13 protein-coding genes are annotated in these 18193 nt (G+C 45.4%); 11 read left to right on the top strand and 2 right to left on the bottom strand.

What is annotated here, in order from left to right; genetic code table 11:
- Positions 1-88 precede the first annotated feature (88 nt).
- The 10 genes from lgt (at position 89) to rpoC (ending at position 14306) form a co-directional block, all read left to right on the top strand.
- Positions 89-892 (top strand): prolipoprotein diacylglyceryl transferase, encoded by an 804-nt coding sequence (lgt, locus tag H8706_RS05150; RefSeq protein ID WP_262431756.1) that lies wholly within the window; start codon positions 89-91, stop codon positions 890-892.
- A 133-nt stretch (positions 893-1025) separates the two neighbouring features.
- Positions 1026-1676, top strand: a complete 651-nt coding sequence (gene epsC, locus H8706_RS05155) for a serine O-acetyltransferase EpsC (RefSeq protein ID WP_394354529.1) — start codon at positions 1026-1028, stop codon at positions 1674-1676.
- Positions 1677-1732: 56 nt separating this feature from the next.
- Complete coding sequence (gene cysS, locus H8706_RS05160; protein WP_262431757.1) at positions 1733-3121, top strand: cysteine--tRNA ligase; 1389 nt, start codon at positions 1733-1735, stop codon at positions 3119-3121.
- The gene (locus H8706_RS05165; RefSeq protein ID WP_178347683.1) at positions 3114-3509 is read left to right on the top strand and encodes a Mini-ribonuclease 3; all 396 of its coding nucleotides are present in this window, start codon (positions 3114-3116) and stop codon (positions 3507-3509) included. The genes cysS and H8706_RS05165 overlap by 8 nt, the downstream gene beginning before the upstream one ends.
- 24 nt (positions 3510-3533) lie before the next feature.
- Positions 3534-4370, top strand: coding sequence for a YitT family protein (locus tag H8706_RS05170; RefSeq protein WP_262431758.1), 837 nt, complete (start codon positions 3534-3536; stop codon positions 4368-4370).
- A gap of 17 nt (positions 4371-4387) precedes the next feature.
- A complete protein-coding gene (locus H8706_RS05175) occupies positions 4388-5224 on the top strand; it encodes a transketolase (protein ID WP_178347681.1) in 837 nt (278 codons plus the stop codon).
- 1 nt (position 5225) lies between these two features.
- Positions 5226-6173, top strand: a complete 948-nt coding sequence (locus H8706_RS05180; protein WP_178347680.1) for a transketolase family protein — start codon at positions 5226-5228, stop codon at positions 6171-6173.
- 67 nt (positions 6174-6240) lie between these two features.
- A complete protein-coding gene (locus H8706_RS05185) occupies positions 6241-6420 on the top strand; it encodes a hypothetical protein (RefSeq protein ID WP_262431759.1) in 180 nt (59 codons plus the stop codon).
- A gap of 308 nt (positions 6421-6728) precedes the next feature.
- Positions 6729-10553: a DNA-directed RNA polymerase subunit beta gene (rpoB, locus tag H8706_RS05190; RefSeq protein ID WP_262431760.1), complete on the top strand. Its 3825-nt coding sequence runs from the start codon at positions 6729-6731 to the stop codon at positions 10551-10553.
- Between the two features lie 18 nt (positions 10554-10571).
- Positions 10572-14306 carry a DNA-directed RNA polymerase subunit beta' gene (gene rpoC, locus H8706_RS05195; protein WP_178347678.1) on the top strand — a complete coding sequence of 1245 codons (3735 nt, stop codon included), beginning with the start codon at positions 10572-10574 and terminating at the stop codon, positions 14304-14306.
- Between the two features lie 157 nt (positions 14307-14463).
- Here the strand turns inward: rpoC and pyrR are convergent, their stop codons facing one another.
- The gene (gene pyrR / locus H8706_RS05200; protein WP_262431761.1) at positions 14464-15000 is read right to left on the bottom strand and encodes a bifunctional pyr operon transcriptional regulator/uracil phosphoribosyltransferase PyrR; all 537 of its coding nucleotides are present in this window, start codon (positions 14998-15000) and stop codon (positions 14464-14466) included.
- A gap of 2 nt (positions 15001-15002) precedes the next feature.
- Entirely contained in the window at positions 15003-16343 is a 1341-nt protein-coding gene (locus tag H8706_RS05205; protein ID WP_262431762.1) for a uracil-xanthine permease family protein, read from the bottom strand.
- A 411-nt stretch (positions 16344-16754) separates the two neighbouring features.
- Between H8706_RS05205 and miaB the strand changes: the two genes are divergently transcribed.
- Positions 16755-18164 carry a tRNA (N6-isopentenyl adenosine(37)-C2)-methylthiotransferase MiaB gene (gene miaB / locus H8706_RS05210; protein WP_262431763.1) on the top strand — a complete coding sequence of 470 codons (1410 nt, stop codon included), beginning with the start codon at positions 16755-16757 and terminating at the stop codon, positions 18162-18164.
- The last annotated feature ends 29 nt before the right edge of the window (positions 18165-18193 follow it).

The following is an 18193-nucleotide window of genomic DNA, read 5'->3' on the forward strand; positions in this document are numbered from 1 at the left end:
GCGAAAATCCGCCTCTCAAAATCGGAGTTCGGATTGCTTTCTTTCGGCTGAAACACGACAAATTTTTGCTTTATAAGAGGTAATTTTTATGACAAAAATAAGTTTTCCGGGGCTTAATATCGGCTGGTTTGAGATAAACCCCATCGCTTTTGAAATTTTTAATTTAAAGGTGCATTGGTACGGAATTATCATTGCGCTCGGATTTACGCTTGCGATTTTGTACTGCGTGAAAATCAAAGATTACGCGGATATTTCGAGCGACAACATGCTGGATATTGCCATATACGGCGCGCCGTCGGGCATAATCTGCGCGCGCATTTACTATGTGATTTTCAGTTTTGCCGATTATAAAGACAATCTTTGGGACGTTTTCAAAATCTGGAACGGCGGAATTGCCATTTACGGCGCGGTAATCGGTGCAGTTATTTCGGCATATATTTATTGCAGGGTTAAAAAGCTCAACACATTAAAAGTTTTCGATGTGTGCATTATGGGCGTTTTAATCGGGCAGATTATCGGCAGATGGGGAAACTTCGTAAACGGCGAGGCGCACGGCGGAGAAACGGATTTTATCCTCCGAATGGGACTTTACGAAAACGGAAAAGAAATTTTTGTTCACCCCACGTTTTTGTATGAAAGTTTGTGGAATGCCGGAGTGTTTTTCGTTTTAAGACGCATTATGAAAAGAAGGCGCTTTGACGGCGAGGTGTTTTTCAGCTATCTTGCTCTCTATTCGCTCGGCAGATTTTGGATTGAGGGTATGCGCACCGACAGCCTTTACTGGGGAAGCGTGCGCGTGTCGCAGATTTTGGCGGCGGCGCTTGTCGTTTTGTCAGTTTGCCTAATAATTTACAAATTAAAGAAGAAAAAAGAGGGAAATTTGCAGCAATGATAAAAAATTGCAATTTGGGGTTGTAATTTGCAAAAAATGAATGTATAATCTAACTTGGATTTATTTTGAATGGGGGATTTTTTTGAAAACCTTTTTATTTGTTCTTTTATCGCTTGTGATAATTGATTTGCTGATATTTGTTTTCCTTGCGTCAAAAGAGATTAAATGTATAAAAGAACGCGACCCTGCGGCGAGAAACTATTTTGAAATTCTTTTGCTTTATTCGGGTGTGCACGCGGTGGTGCGGTACAGATACGCGCATTTTTTCTACAAACTTCATCTTTATTTTATAGCGCGTTTCATATCGCAGACAACGCGCTTTTTCACGGGTATTGAAATCCACCCCGGCGCGCAGATAGGAAAAGGACTTTTTATCGACCATGGAATGGGTGTCGTTGTGGGCGAAACCACAATAATCGGCGACAACTGCACCGTTTATCAGGGTGTTACGCTCGGCGGAACGGGCAAAGACAAAGGTAAGCGCCACCCTACAATCGGCAACAATGTTATGATCGGCGCCGGCGCAAAAGTTTTGGGGCCGTTTAAAGTGGGCGACAATTCAAAAATTGCCGCAAATGCCGTTGTTTTGAGCGAGGTTCCGGCAAATTCAACCTGTGTCGGCGTTCCGGCGAGGGTTACGCGTCTTAACGGCGAAAAGGTGAGAAACGACTGCGACCTTGACCAGATACATATTCCCGACCCCGTGTCGCAGGAGCTTTGCAAAATTTACAAGCGTATTTACGAACTTGAAAAATTGCAGAAGAATAAAAATGAAAATCAATAAAATGCGTTTTATATAAACTTGCCGGAAAAACACGGCAGGAAAGGAAGAAATGTTTTATGCAGCTTTACAATACGCTTACGCAGAAAAAAGAAGAATTTGTGCCTATTGAAAAAAATAAGGTGAAAATGTATTCCTGCGGACCTACGGTTTACAATTATTTTCATATAGGAAACGCACGTCCGTTTATTGTGTTCGACGTTTTGAGAAGATATTTTGAATACCGCGGATACGACGTAACGTTTGTTCAGAATTTCACCGATATAGACGATAAAATGATAAGGCGCGCAAACGAGGAGCACACCACCGTTGCCGAGCTTGCGGACAGATTTATCGCGGAGTATTTTAAAGACTCGAAGGCGCTCGGCATACACGAGGCGACCTATCATCCCAGAGCGACGCAGAATATCGACGCGATAATCGCGCTTATAAAGTCGCTTGAAGAAAAGGGATTTACCTATACTGTTGACGGCGACGTTTATTTCGACGTTAAAAAGTTTGCGGATTACGGCAAACTTTCGCATCAGCCTCTCGAAAATCTTGAGGCAGGCGCAAGAATTGAAGTCGGCGAAAAAAAGAAAAATCCTATGGATTTCGCCGTTTGGAAAGCAAAAAAAGAGGGCGAGCCGTATTGGGAAAGCCCCTGGAGCGAGGGACGTCCCGGCTGGCACATTGAGTGCAGTGCAATGGCGAACAAATACCTCGGCAAAACGATTGACATTCACTCGGGCGGTATGGACCTCATTTTTCCGCATCACGAAAATGAGGTTGCGCAGAGCGAGGCGGCGAACGGCTGTCAGTTTGCGCATTACTGGCTTCACAACGGCTATATTAACGTTGACAACCGCAAAATGTCAAAATCGCTGAACAATTTCTTCACGGTGCGCGACGTTGCAAAAGAGTTTGACTATGAGGTTATACGTTTCTTTATGCTTTCGGCGCACTACCGCAACCCGATAAACTTCAGCCACGATTTGCTGGTTCAGGCGCAGTCGGGACTTAACAGAATTTACACCTGCATTGACAATCTTGAATTTTTGAAAGGTACAAATGAGGGCAAAACCGACAATTCCGCATTTGACGGACTTGATAAGTTTAAAGACGAATTTATATCGGCTATGGACGACGACGTTAACACCGCGGACGCGATTTCGGCGATTTTCGATTTGGTGAGATTTGCGAACAGCGAAATTAACGGCGAAACAGACGTTAAAACCATTGACAAAGCGCTTTCGCTTATCCGCGAACTCGGCGGTGTTCTGGGCATTTTGCAGAACAAAAAAGACGAAATTCTTGACGAAGAAATTGAAAAACTTATAGAGGACAGAAACAACGCGCGCAAAAACAAAGATTTTGCTTTGGCAGACAAAATCCGCGACGATTTGAAAGCTAAAGGCATTGTTTTGGAGGATACGCGCCAGGGCGTAAAATGGAGAAGAGATGTTTGATTTTGAGGTAAACGCACCGCTCGAAACCATTTCACCGCTGACCTTTGCATACGTCGGCGACGCGGTGCACGAGCTTTACGTCCGCACAATGCTCGCAAAGGACAAAAATCTGCCCGCGTCAAAGCTTCACCGCGCCGCAACAACGTTTGTCAGCGCGCGTGCACAGTCGCAGACGGTCGCGGCGATTGAGGAAAATTTGAGCGAGGACGAAATAAAAATTTACAAACGGGGACGGAATGCAAAATCCCCGACGGCGGCAAAAAATGCCGACATCATAGACTACCGGCGTGCAACAGGCTTTGAAACACTTCTCGGCTATCTTTACTTTAAAAAAGATTTTGCACGATTGGAGGAAATTTTGAAATTATCCTATGAAATGCACAGTTGATTTTTTGGAAATTTCAAATAAAAAATGAAAAAAACAATAAAATATTTTATGCTTGTTTTAGGCTCTGCAATAACCGCTTTGGGACTCGACGTATTTTTAATTCCGTTTAAAATGTCGGTCGGCGGCGTCAGCGGACTGGGTACGCTTTTCTATTTTATGTTAAATATTCCCGTGTCGGTGACGGTGCTGATTTTAAACGCCGTGATGTTTGTGTTCGCGTTTAAAAACCTTGAAAAAGGCGACCTTTTAAACTCAATGCTTTCGGCGTTTTTGCTTTCGGTATTTTTACAGGTTTTTGAAAACGTGTGGAATATCGGAAATGACAGAGTGATAAACGCGCTTTTCGGCGGTGCGTTAATGGGCGCAGGAATAGGCATTGTCGCGGCGAACGGCGCGGCGACGGGCGGAACAGACCTTTTGGCGCTTATGATAAACAAAAAATTTCCGCACATCAGCGTCGGAAACGCAATTCTCTTTGCCGACCTTGCCGTGATTTTTGCGTCGGCGGTTGTGTTTGCCGATTTTTCACTGGTTTTGTACTGTGTGCTTGCACTGTTTGTCAGCGTAAAGGTCACCGACTATATTGTGGACGGTATGGACTATTCAAAATCGGTTTTCATCATATCGGACAAGCACTCAAAAATAAGCAAAAATATTTTAAATTTTATGCACCGCGGTGTCACGGGCATACCGTCAACCGGTATGTATTCGGGCAGAGGCGGAGTTATGCTTATGTGCGTGGTTAAACCGCGCGAGGTGGCAAAACTTAAAAATATTGTTAAAAGTGCAGATAAAAATGCTTTTATTATAATCTCGGACGTCGCACAGACGCTGGGAGAGGGGTTCAGAGAGAAATTTTGAAATTTTTGGAGGTAAAAATGGACAACTTAACACTTGAAAAAACCGCTTATAAAATAAGAAAACACGCGCTTGAAGCGGTTTACAGCGCTTCGTCGGGACACCCCGGCGGTTCGCTTTCGATTGCGGACATTCTTTCGGTGCTTTATTTTGACGAAATGAACGTTGACGTGAAAAATCCCAAAGACGAAAACCGCGACAGATTTGTGCTTTCAAAAGGTCACTGCGCGCCTGCACTCTACGGCGCTTTGGCGGAAAAAGGATTTTTCCCGGTTGAGGATATTAAAACTTTCAGACGCATTGACAGCTATCTTCAGGGTCACCCCGATATGAAAGGCGTTCCGGGCGTTGATATGTCAACAGGTTCACTCGGCCAGGGTGTCTGCGCGGCAAACGGTATGGCGCTTGCCGGCAAGCTTGACAAAAAAGATTACCGCGTTTATGCAATTCTCGGCGACGGCGAGCTTGAAGAAGGTCAGGTGTGGGAGGCGGCTATGTTCGCACCGCACTACAAGCTTGACAACATCACCATTTTCGTCGATTTCAACGGACTTCAGATTGACGGCGATATTTCAAAGGTTATGTCGCCCCTCCCGATTGACGAAAAATTCAAGGCTTTCGGCTGGAACGTTGTTGTGATTGACGCGCACAATTACGACGAAATAAAAGAAGCAATCAAAATTGCGAAAAGTACCAAAGGCAAACCGACTGCGGTTATCGCAAAGAGCGTTAAGGGCAAGGGTGTTTCGTTTATGGAAAACGAGGCGTCGTGGCACGGTGCCGCTCCCAACAAAGAGCAGTACGAACAGGCTGTTTCGGAGCTTGACGCGCATTTGAAAGAATTGGAGGTAAGATAAGATGGCGGATAAAAAGAAAATTGCAACCAGAGAAGCATACGGCAACGCGCTCGCGGAATTCGGCGGTGACGAGAGAATTTTGGTTTTGGACGCCGATTTGTCTAAATCCACAAAAACAGAGTGTTTTAAGAAAAAATATCCCGAAAGATTTATAAATATGGGTATCGCGGAGGCGAATATGATTTCCACCGCGGCAGGACTTGCAACCTGCGGAAAAATCGTTTTCGCGTCCAGCTTTGCAATGTTTGCGGCGGGCAGAGCGTTTGAACAGGTGAGAAACTCGGTTTGCTACCCAAATTTAAACGTTAAGGTCTGCGCAACTCACGCGGGCGTGTCGGTCGGCGAGGACGGCGCAACACATCAGGCGCTCGAAGATGTTGCCATTATGCGCGCACTTCCCAATATGACGGTAATTTCCCCGTGCGACGCTGTGGAAACAAGAGCGGCAATTAAGGCGGCTATAGATAATTACGGTCCGTTTTATGTTCGTTTGGGACGTCTTGCTGTTGAAGAAATCAACGACGCGGATACATATAAATTCGAGCTTGGCAAGGGCGTTACCCTGAAAGAGGGCACCGACGTTACGCTTATCGCGACCGGACTTATGGTCGGCGAGGCGCTCAAGGCGCAGAAAATCCTTGCGGAGGAAAACATTTCGGCAAGAGTTATAAACATTCACACAATCAAGCCGATTGATAAGGATATTATCATAAAAGCCGCAAAAGAAACGGGCGCGCTCGTTTCGTGCGAGGAGCACAACGTTATCGGCGGACTCGGCAGTGCGGTTGCGGAAGTTTTGTGCGGGAATTTCCCCGCGCCTCTTATAAGAATAGGCACACAGGACGTTTTCGGAAAGTCGGGTGTTCCCAAGCTTTTGCTTGAAGAATACCACCTCACCGCAAAGGATATTACCGAGGCGGCGAAAAAATCAATGGCGCTTAAAAAATAATTTCAAAAAATGCGGCCGTGTTTTGCACGGCTGCATTTTGATGTAAAAATTTCTGTGCTGTGTAAAGGTGGACGAATATTACAGGCATTTCGGCATTGAGGGCTTTGATTATCCGAATGAAATTCCCGGCGCGGAGTGTATTCTGCGCGGTGAAAACATCGGATACCACAAGCGTTTCGGGCTTCGCTGCCTTTCACGCTATGACCGGCAGGGGTTTATGGAGTTTGCGTCAAAGCGGTTTGCATAAAACACATCAAAAAATTTTTTGAAAAAAGGTTGACATTATTTACTTTATATGATATTATTATAAATTGCAATCGTATTCTCTTGAATTGCGCCATTTTTTAGATTTTAAGTATAAAATTTGATTTTTTGGTAAAAATATCAGGATAATAAGAGATTTTGTGATATATAATGCGTTTTTTATTGGGAAAAAACGCGAAAAGGCATAGGGGATAATTCTGCCCTTATGCCAAAATGTGCTTTTTGTGCTGCCGGAATGTGCGTTTCGGCTGCGGTAAGCGTCCCAAAATTTTAAATGAGGTGATTTGTTCTATGGTACATCCTATAAAGCTTGGCAGAAACGAACGTATGAGCTTTTCCCGTATCAACGAGGATCAGTCCAAAATGCCAAACTTAATCGAAGTTCAAATTGATTCCTACAACTGGTTTCTCGAAAAGGGATTGAAAGAGGTATTGCACGATGTGTCGCCGATTACCGATTTCTCGGGCAATCTTTTGCTGGAATTCAATGATTATTATTTGGAGGACAACCCCAAATATTCGGTTGAGGAATGTAAAGAACGAGATGCTACATACTCGAAACCGCTTAAAATGAAGGTAAGACTCATCAACAAAGAAACGGGCGAGGTTAAAGAGCAGGAAATTTTTATGGGTGAATTTCCGCTTATGACCGACCAGGGTACTTTCATTATCAACGGCGCAGAGCGTGTTATTGTCAGCCAGGTTGTAAGGTCGCCCGGCATATATTACGATATGCAGTTTGACAAAATCGGCAAAAAGCTTTATTTTGCCACGGTTATCCCCAACCGCGGTGCTTGGCTTGAATACGAAACCGATTCAAACGACGTATTTTCGGTTAGAATTGACAGAACGAGAAAACTTCCCGTTACTGTTCTTATAAGAGCGCTCGGAATAGGCACAAACGCGCAGATTTTGGAGCTTTTCGGCGAGGACGAAAAGCTTATCAACACGCTTGAAAAAGACCCGACAAAGAGCACGGAAGAAGCGCTTATCGAAATTTATAAAAAACTCCGTCCCGGCGAGCCTCCCACGGTGGAGAGCGCGACGAGTCTTTTGAATGCGCTTTTTTACGACGACAAACGCTACGATTTGTCCAAAGTCGGCAGATTTAAATTCAACAAAAAGCTTGCGCTTTCGAGAAGAATAAGAAACTTTGAGGCGGCAAGGGATATTGTCGACCCCGAAACAGGCGAAATTTACGTTAAAAAAGGCGAAATTATCGGCATTGACGCGTCCAAGGAAATTGAAAAATCGGGCGTTAATGTTGTTTATCTTATGTTTGAGGGCAAGGAAATCAAAGTGTTCTCAAACGGTATGGTTCACCTTGCGGACCACGTTGATTTTGACGTGTCCGACCTCGGAATTACCGAAAAAGTGCGTTACAGCGTGCTTTCCGAAATTCTCGGCAGCAAGGAAACCGAAGAAGAAATTAAAGAAGAAATCAAAATCAGAATTGATGAGCTTATTCCCAAGCACATCATTCTTGACGATATTTTGGCGTCGATTAACTATCACAACAACCTTTCATACGGTATGGGCACAACCGACGACATCGACCATCTCGGAAACAGAAGAATAAGAGCGGTCGGCGAGCTTTTACAGAACCAGTTCCGTATCGGTTTTGCGCGCCTTGAAAGAGTTGTAAAAGAAAGAATGACCACACAGGATTTAGACTCGGTAACTCCGCAGCTCCTTATCAACTCGCGCCCTGTTGTGTCGGCGATTAAAGAGTTTTTCGGAAGCAGTCAGCTGTCGCAGTTTATGGACCAGAACAACCCTCTTGCAGAGCTTACGCATAAAAGACGTCTTTCGGCGCTCGGACCCGGCGGCTTGAGCCGTGAGCGCGCAGGCTTTGAAGTTCGTGACGTTCACCATTCGCACTACGGCAGAATGTGTCCTATCGAAACTCCTGAAGGCCCGAATATCGGTCTTATTAACTCGCTTTCGTGCTATGCGCGTATCAACGAATTCGGCTTTATTGAGGCGCCTTACCGCAAGGTTGACAAAGAAACCGGCGTTGTTACCGACGAAATCGAATATATGACTGCGGATATTGAGGATAACTACAAAATCGCGCAGGCAAACGAGGTTCTCACCGAGGACAACAAGTTTGCGAAAAAGAAAATTATCGTTCGTTACCAGGACGAATTTGTTGAAATAGAAAATGACAAGGTTGACTATATGGACGTTTCGCCGAAACAGCTCGTTTCGGTTGCTACGGCCATGATTCCGTTCCTCGAAAACGACGACGCGGTTCGTGCGCTTATGGGCTCGAATATGCAGCGTCAGGCGGTTCCGCTCCTTAATCCCGACCCTCCGATTGTCGGCACGGGTATGGAATATAAGGCGGCGAAAGACTCGGGCGTTGTTGTCCTTGCAAAAGAGGACGGTATTGTTGATTTTGTTTCGGCAGATACCATCATCATTAAAGAAAAAGACGGAAATTTGAGAACTTATAAGCTTACCAAATTCCTCCGTTCCAACCAGGGTACCTGCATAAACCAGAAACCTATCGTTAAAAAAGGCGAGGCGGTGGAAAAAGGCGATATTATCGCGGACGGTCCGTCAACCTCACAGGGTGAAATCGCACTCGGCAAAAACATTCTCATCGGCTTTATGACGTGGGAAGGTTACAACTACGAGGACGCGGTTCTTATTAACGAGCGCTTGGTTAAAGAGGACGTATTTACGTCAATTCATATAGAAGAATACGAGTCGGAATCCAGAGATACAAAACTCGGACCGGAGGAAATCACACGCGATATTCCCAACGTCGGCGAGGACGCATTGAAGGATTTGGACGAAAGAGGTATTGTAAGAATAGGCGCAGAGGTAAGGTCGGGCGATATTCTCGTCGGCAAGGTTACACCCAAGGGCGAAACCGAGCTTTCGGCTGAAGAAAGACTTCTCCGCGCAATATTCGGCGAAAAAGCAAGAGAAGTAAGAGATACGTCGCTCCGCGTTCCTCACGGCGAAAGCGGTATTATCGTGGACGTTAAAGTGTTCACGCGTGAAAACGGCGACGAGCTTCCTCCCGGAGTAAACCAGGTGGTAAGATGCTATATCGCACAGAAGAGAAAAATTTCAGTCGGCGACAAAATGGCGGGACGTCACGGTAACAAAGGTGTTGTATCGCGCATACTTCCCGAAGAAGATATGCCGTTCCTCCCTGACGGCACACCGCTCCAGATTGTGTTAAATCCGCTCGGCGTACCTTCCCGAATGAACATCGGTCAGGTGCTTGAGGTGCATCTCGGCTATGCGGCTAAAAAGCTCGGCTGGAAGATTGCAACCCCCGTATTTGACGGTGCAACCGAGGAAGACATTATGGAAACTCTTGAAAAAGCAGGTATGAGCAAAACAGGCAAAACAGTGCTTTACGACGGAAGAACGGGTATGCCGTTCGACAACCCCGTAACGGTAGGTTATATGTATTACCTCAAACTGCATCACCTTGTTGACGATAAAATCCACGCACGAAGCACGGGTCCGTACTCGCTTGTTACACAGCAGCCTCTCGGCGGTAAAGCGCAGTTCGGCGGTCAGAGATTTGGTGAGATGGAGGTTTGGGCGCTCGAGGCTTACGGCTCGGCGTACACCCTGCAGGAAATTCTCACCGTTAAGTCGGACGATATTGTCGGCCGTGTAAAAACATACGAGAGTATCGTAAAGGGCGAAAATGTGCCCAAGCCCGGTATTCCGGAGTCGTTCAAGGTTCTTATAAAAGAGCTTCAGAGCTTGTCGCTTGACGTAAAAGTGCTTGACGGCAACGACAACGAAATCGAGCTTAAAGAGTCGGTTGACGATGACGACACAAGCAATATGAAGCTTATGCCTATCGCGGACGACGACGATATTATCGACTCGATTGAGGGCAAGAGCGACGAGGACAAGGATATTGATATGATGATTGACGATATTGACGAGCCTTTGTTCGACGAGGACAAGGAGCCTAACGAGGAGGATTTGGACATCACCGAAAATCTTCTTAAATCAATGCCCAAGACAGATGACGATGTTTTGGATCTTCTCGATTTGGACGATATTGACAGTCTTGACAGTTTGGACAGCGACGTTGATTTGGACGTCAAAAACGACGATGACGATTTGTTTTAAGAAAGGGGAGTGACTGATTTGTGTAATGTTGAAAATCATACAGCGCACACTGATGATGAGGCAAACAATGAGTTTGAAGCAATAAGAATCGGTTTGGCATCTCCGGAGAAAATCAGAGAGTGGTCGCACGGCGAGGTTAAAAAGCCCGAAACAATCAATTACAGGACTTTGAAACCCGAGCGCGACGGACTTTACTGTGAAAGAATTTTCGGACCGCAGAAGGACTGGGAGTGCTATTGCGGAAAATATAAAAGAATAAGATATAAAGGTATTGTCTGCGACCGATGCGGAGTTGAGGTTACACGCTCAAAGGTAAGACGTGAAAGAATGGGTCATATCGAGCTTGCGGCGCCTGTTTCGCACATCTGGTATTTTAAAGGCATACCGTCAAGAATGGGACTTATCCTCGATATGTCGCCGAGAAATCTTGAAAAGATTTTGTATTTCGCGTCATACGTGGTTATAAATCCCGGCAAAACAAACCTTGTTGAAAAACAGGTTTTGAGCGAAAAGGAATACCGCGACACCGTTGAAAAATACGGCAAAGACAAATTTGAGGCGGCTATGGGCGCGGAGGCAATCAAAAAATTACTCTGTGAAATAGACCTTGAAAAGCTTTCGGCAGAGCTTAAAAATGAGCTTGAGGAAGCACAGGGACAGAAAAAAATAAGAGTTGCAAAAAGATTGGAAGTTGTGGAGGCGTTCAGAATTTCGGGCAACAAACCCGAGTGGATGATTATGGACGCAGTTCCCGTTATTCCGCCCGATTTGCGTCCTATGGTTCAGCTGGACGGCGGAAGATTTGCAACAAGCGACCTTAACGATTTATACAGACGTGTTATCAACCGTAACAACCGTCTTAAAAGATTGTTGGAGCTTGACGCTCCCGAAATTATCGTAAGAAACGAAAAGAGAATGCTTCAGGAGGCTGTTGACGCGCTTATCGACAACGGCAGACGCGGACGCCCCGTAACCGGCCCCGGAAACAGACCGCTTAAGTCGCTTTCCGACCTTTTGAAAGGTAAACAGGGACGTTTCAGACAGAACCTTCTCGGTAAACGTGTTGACTATTCGGGACGTTCGGTTATCGTTGTAGGTCCGGAACTCAAAATCTATCAGTGCGGTTTGCCTAAAGAAATGGCTCTTGAACTGTTCAAGCCTTTCGTTATGAAAAAGCTTGTCGGCGACGGATTTTGCCATAACATAAAGAGCGCGAAAAGAATGGTTGAAAGAGTGCGCCCCGAGGTTTGGGATATGCTCGAGGACGTTATCAAAGACCACCCCGTGCTTTTGAACCGTGCGCCTACACTTCACAGACTCGGTATTCAGGCATTTGAGCCGATTTTGGTTGAGGGCAGAGCGTTAAAGCTTCACCCGCTCGTGTGCAGTGCATTCAACGCGGACTTCGACGGCGACCAAATGGCGGTTCACGTTCCGCTTTCGCCCGAGGCACAGGCAGAGGCACGTTTCCTTATGCTTTCGGCAAACAACCTCTTAAAGCCTCAAGACGGTAAACCTGTTACCGTTCCTACACAGGATATGGTTCTCGGAAGTTACTACCTTACAATCACCAAGCCGAAGAAGGTTAAAATTACCGACAGCGGCGACTCGGAATTTAAGGTTGGCGATAAAGTTACTTATCTTACCGATTCGGATACCGGCAGAGCGCTTGTAAAAGTTAATGCCGAGCTTAAAGCGCAGGGCAAAAAAGAGGCGCAGTTCACCGAGGAGGGCTGCTTCCCCGGCGAAATCGGCGAGGGCAAAGCTTTTTCAAGCTACAACGAGGCTATTATGGCTTACGACGAAGGTGCGGTAGGCCTCCACGCTCCGATTAAAGTTGTCGTTTCAAAAGAAATCGACGGCAAAACTGAGGAGGGCATTATCGACGCGACCGTCGGCAGACTTATATTTAACGATAACATTCCGCAGGATTTGGGATTTGTTGACAGAAGCAAGCCCGAGAACAAATTCGTTCTTGAAATTTCGTTCATTGTCGACAAAAAAATGCTCGGAAAAATTGTTGATAAATGTATCGCGGTTCACGATGTAACCGAAACCGCAAACGTCCTTGACAGAATTAAAGCGCTCGGCTTTAAATATTCCACCAAGGGTGCAATCACCATTTCGGTGTCAGATATGGAAATTCCTGCGGCAAAAGCGGAACTTCTCGACGGCGCGGAAAAGGAAATCGAAAAAATTACAAAACTGTTCAAACGCGGTCTTTTGTCGGACGATGAGCGCCACGATGCACTTGTTCAGACTTGGAGCAAGACAGTGGACGACGTTACAAACGCGCTGGTTGACAGCCTCGACGAATTTAACCCGATATATATGATGGCTAAATCCGGTGCCCGCGGTAGTATCGACCAGATAAGACAGCTCGCAGGTATGCGCGGACTTATGGCGGATACACAGGGACGAACAATCGAAGTGCCTATCAAGGCTAACTTCCGTGAGGGACTTAACGTTCAGGAATACTTTATTTCGTCGCACGGTGCGCGTAAAGGTCTTACCGATACAGCGCTTCGTACAGCCGACTCGGGATACCTCACAAGACGTCTTGTCGACGTTTCGCAGGATGTTATCATTCGCGAGGACGACTGCGGAACAGAGGATTATCTCGTTGTTAAAGATATTAAAGACGGCAACGAAATTATTGAAGGATTTAAAGACAGACTTGTCGGCAGAACCTGTGCGGAGGATATTATTCACCCCGAAACAGGCGAAGTTTTGGTTAAACGAAACGAGCTTATGGACGAGAGAATTGCCGATAAAGTTGCAAAAGCAGGCGTTACGGAAGCGAAAATCCGTTCAATTCTTACATGTTCGTCAAAAATCGGCGTTTGCGCAAAATGCTACGGTTCTAACCTTTCGTCGGGCAAACTTGTTAATGTCGGCGAGGCGGTTGGTATCATCGCGGCTCAATCTATCGGTGAGCCCGGTACACAGCTTACAATGAGAACGTTCCACTCGGGCGGTATTGCCGGTGACGATATTACACAGGGTCTGCCCAGAGTTGAGGAGCTTTTCGAGGCAAGACGTCCTAAAGGTCTTGCAATTCTCACCGAGATTGCAGGCGTTGCGCAGATTGTTGAAGAAAAGACAAAACGCGAAGTTGTTATCACAAACCAGGAAACGGGCGAGAGTGTAACATATCTTATCCCGTACGGTTCGAGAATAAAAATCACCAACGGTCAGGTGCTCAATGCGGGCGACGAACTTACAGAGGGTTCGATTTATCCGCAGGATTTGCTCAAAATCCCCGAAAAGGGTGCGGACGCAGTTCAGCAGTACCTTATCCAGGAGGTTCAGAGGGTTTACAGATTGCAGGGTATTGATATTAACGATAAGCACATCGAAGTTATCGTACGTCAGATGATGCACAAAGTTAAGGTTGAGGATCCCGGCGAAACAGATCTTATTCTCGGTTCGCTTATTGATAAGGGCGAATATCTCGACAAAAAGGCAGAGGCTGAAGAAAAAGGCGTTGCTGTGCCGGTTGTTAAACAGGTGCTTTTGGGTATCACCAAAACCGCGCTTGCAACCGAGTCGTTCCTGTCGGCGGCATCGTTCCAGGAAACAACGAGAGTTCTCACCGAAGCCGCTATCAAGGGCAAAAAAGACCCGCTTATCGGTCTTAAAGAAAACGTTATTATCGGTAAGCTTATACCTGCCGGCACGGGTATGAAAGTTTACAACGACATTGAAGTTGTAACTCCTATCGTGCAGTCGGACGATATAAATATCGACTGATTGGTATAAAACAGACTGACAAAATTAAGGCTTGTTCACTTTGTGTGAACAAGCCTTTTAGTAGGCGTAAAAATAAAGTCTGAACACCGAAATGATGTTCAGACTTTTATTTTATATTCTGCAAATACTTGCAGACGGCTGAAAATTAATTTTAATTTTAAAGCGAATATATTTCCACATTGTCCTTGCCGTCGGTTTCGGTGAGGTTAACTTTCACAACCTCCGAGTGCGACGTGGGAAGATTTTTTCCCACAAAATCGGCGCGGATAGGAAGTTCTCTGTGTCCGCGGTCTACCATTGTGAAAAGCTCTATTTTGTCGGGTCTGCCGATGCTCATCACCGCGTCCATTGCCGCGCGCACCGTTCTGCCCGTGTATATCACGTCATCCGCAAGAACCACCGTTTTGCCGTTTATATCGAAATTTATATCGGTTGAATTGATTATCGGGTCGGGCGAGATGTGCGACAAATCGTCGCGGTAGAGCGTGATGTCCAAAACACCGACGTCCACTTTCACACCCTCAATATCGTAAATGTTTTTTGCAATGCGCTGTGCAATGGGCACTCCGCGCGTTTTTATTCCGATAACCGCAAGATTTTCAACATTGCTGTTTTTTTCGATAATCTGGTGTGCTATGCGAACCAGAGCACGGTTAAATGCCGAGCTGTCCAGAATTTCGGATTTAAGCTTCATAATTATTCACTCGCTTTTTTCGACAGGATAAGGTTTACGATAATTCCGAGAATAAGCGCGCAAGCGATTTCGGTGAGTGTAACCTGACCGAGTTTGAGTGCCATACCGCCGATACCTGCAATGAGGATTGCCGATACAACAAAGAGATTGCTGTTGTCGTTGAGGTCTACATTCTGGAGCATTTTAAGACCGCTTACCGCGATAAAGCCGTAGAGTGTTACGCACACACCGCCCATTACGCACGACGGAATTGTTGCAAGGAATGTTACAAACGGTCCGAAGAACGAGATAAGAATTGCCATAATCGCCGTTGTGAGAATTGTTACAACAGACGCGTTGCCTGTGATTGCAACACAGCCTACCGACTCGCCGTATGTTGTGTTGGGGCATCCGCCGAAGATTGCGCCGACCATTGAACCGACGCCGTCACCGAGGAGTGTTCTGTGAAGTCCCGGCTCTTTCAAAAGCTCTCTGTCAATAACGCTTGAAAGGTTTTTGTGGTCTGCAATGTGTTCCGCAAAAACAACGAATGCAACAGGAACATATGCAACCGCTATTGTAGCTATGTATTTTGCGTCAACCGCCGCAAAGCCTTTTTTAGCCTTAAAGAATGTGAAGTCGGGGTACCACTGCATATTGTTAAAGAGCGAGAAGTCGATAACCATAAAGTTGTCATTTCCCGTTTTAATGCCGATTACGGTGAAAATTGCCGCAACAGCGTAGCCTGCGAGAATACCGATGATGAACGGAATAAGTTTTGTCATTTTTTTGCCGTAAACCGAGCAAATCATAACAGTGAGAAGTGTTACAAGCGCGCAGATAAGACCGATCCAGCCTTTAGCGCCCATGACGTAAACCGAGTTTGCCGCATCAAATTCGGCAAATTTAAGCATATCGCCGATTGCGTTGCCCGAAAGTGAAAGTCCGATGATTGCAACTGTGGGTCCGATTACAACGGGAGGCATAAGTTTGTCAATCCATTTTACGCCCGCAAATTTTACTACGATTGCGATTACAACATATACAAGACCTGCAAAAATTGCACCGATAATGAGTCCGGCGTGACCTGCCTCAACCGAAACGGCGCCCGCAAAAGCCGCGAACATTGAACCGAGGAACGCGAAAGACGAGCCGAGGAACACGGGGCTTTTGAATTTTGTGAACAAAAGGTATACGATTGTGCCGACACCTGCGCCGAAAAGCGCCGCCGACTGCGACATTCCGTTGCCGATGATGGACGGAACCGCGATTGTTGCCGCCAAAATTGCAAGAAGCTGCTGGAATGCGAACACGAGCAGCTGCCCGAATTTAGGCTTGTCGTTTACGTCGTAGATAAGTTTCATAAAAATCTCCTGTCTGCCCTTTTGGGCGTTAAAATTATAGGATATTTTTAAATAATAAAAATGCCTTGTCCGAAGCATAACACGGACAAGGCAAAATAAGCGCAGTAATACTATTGTCAATCTTGCCGACGTCCCGCATCGGATTTAAAGATATCCTACTTGTTGCAAAAAGTATATCATACATTTTTCCAAATGTAAAGCGGTTTTTGAAAATATTGTAATTTTTTGACGTTTTTTGTACCAATTTTTTGTAAAAATTTTATCAAAAAATCGGTTTGCACAAAAATTTAAAAGTGTTTGTGCAAAACTTTGTAAAAAAATTTATGCAAAATCTTAATTTTCGGTTTACATATTTTTAATTTTGTGATATAATTATATGGATTATAATTTAAAGCGTTTAAGAGGAACAAAATGTCAAAACGAGAAAATGTAAATGTCACAAATGAAGAAATAGAAAATCAAAAGCGGATTATAAGGCTTGTTGCGGAGATTAACGCAGGGAGTGAAAAATTTGCTTTTGTGGAAACCTACGGCTGTGCGCAGAACGTAAACGATTCCGAGCGCCTTTTGGGTATGCTTGAAGAAATGGGCTATAAAAAGACCGATGACAAAAACAAGGCGGACGTTATCATCTACAACACCTGCGCCGTGCGCGAAAACGCGGAGCTTAAGGTTTTCGGAAATATCGGCGCGCTGAAAGCGCTGAAACGCGCAAAACCGAGCCTTATTATCGGCGTCTGCGGTTGTATGATGCAGCAGGAGCACATTGTGGAGCAGATTAAAAAGCGATACAAGCACGTTGATATTGTGTTCGGCACACATTCGCTCTACCGTTTCCCCGAAATTTTCTACAATGCCGAAAATTTTCACGAACGCGTTATCGAGTTTGTCAACGAGGACGGCAAAATTGCCGAAAATCTGCCTATGCACCGCGATAATTCGCCTCTTGCCGGCGTTTCGGTTATGTACGGATGCAACAATTTCTGCACCTACTGCATTGTGCCGTATGTGCGCGGTCGCGAGAGAAGCCGTATGAAAGAGGACATTATGAAGGAAGTAAAAAATCTTGCCGAAAACGGAGTTAAGGAAATTATGCTCCTCGGGCAGAATGTAAATTCCTACGGCAAGGACATTGACGGCTACATCGACTTTCCCGACCTTTTAAACGAGGTTTCAAAGGCGGACGGAATTGAGCGCATACGCTTTATGACGAGCCATCCGAAAGATTTGTCGGACAAGCTTATCGACGTGATGGCGCAGAACAAAAAGGTCTGCAAACAGCTCCATTTGCCGATACAGTGCGGAAGCGACAAAATTTTAAAGGCTATGAACCGAAAATACACAAGTGAGCAGTATCTTGAAAAAATAAGAAAAGTTAAGGAAAAAATTCCGAACGTCACGCTCACAACCGACATTATCGTGGGTTTTCCCGGCGAGGACAACGACGATTTCGAGCATACTATGGAGGTTTTGAAAACCGTAAGATACGACAGCGTATTTTCGTTTATATATTCAAAAAGGCACGGAACGCCTGCCGAAAAAATGGAGGACGTTCTTACCAAAGAAGAAAAAAAGAAAAATTTCGACAGAATGTTAGAACTTCAAAATATTATTTCCGCCGAGAAAAACAAGGAATACGACGGAAAAGAATTTGACATTCTGGTTGAGGGCGAAAGCAAAACCAACCCCGACTTTATGACGGGCAGAACCGACGGCGGAAAAATCGTCAACTTTAAAGGCGAAAAAAGCCTTGTCGGCAAGATAGTCAGGGTTAAAATCACAAATGCGCATACTTGGTCACTTTCGGGTGAATTGGTATAAATTTTTATTATTATAAAGGAGAATTTTAT

The sequence above is a fragment of the Qingrenia yutianensis genome (genome assembly GCF_014385105.1).
GTDB classification, from domain to species: Bacteria; Bacillota; Clostridia; order UMGS1810; family UMGS1810; genus Qingrenia; species Qingrenia yutianensis.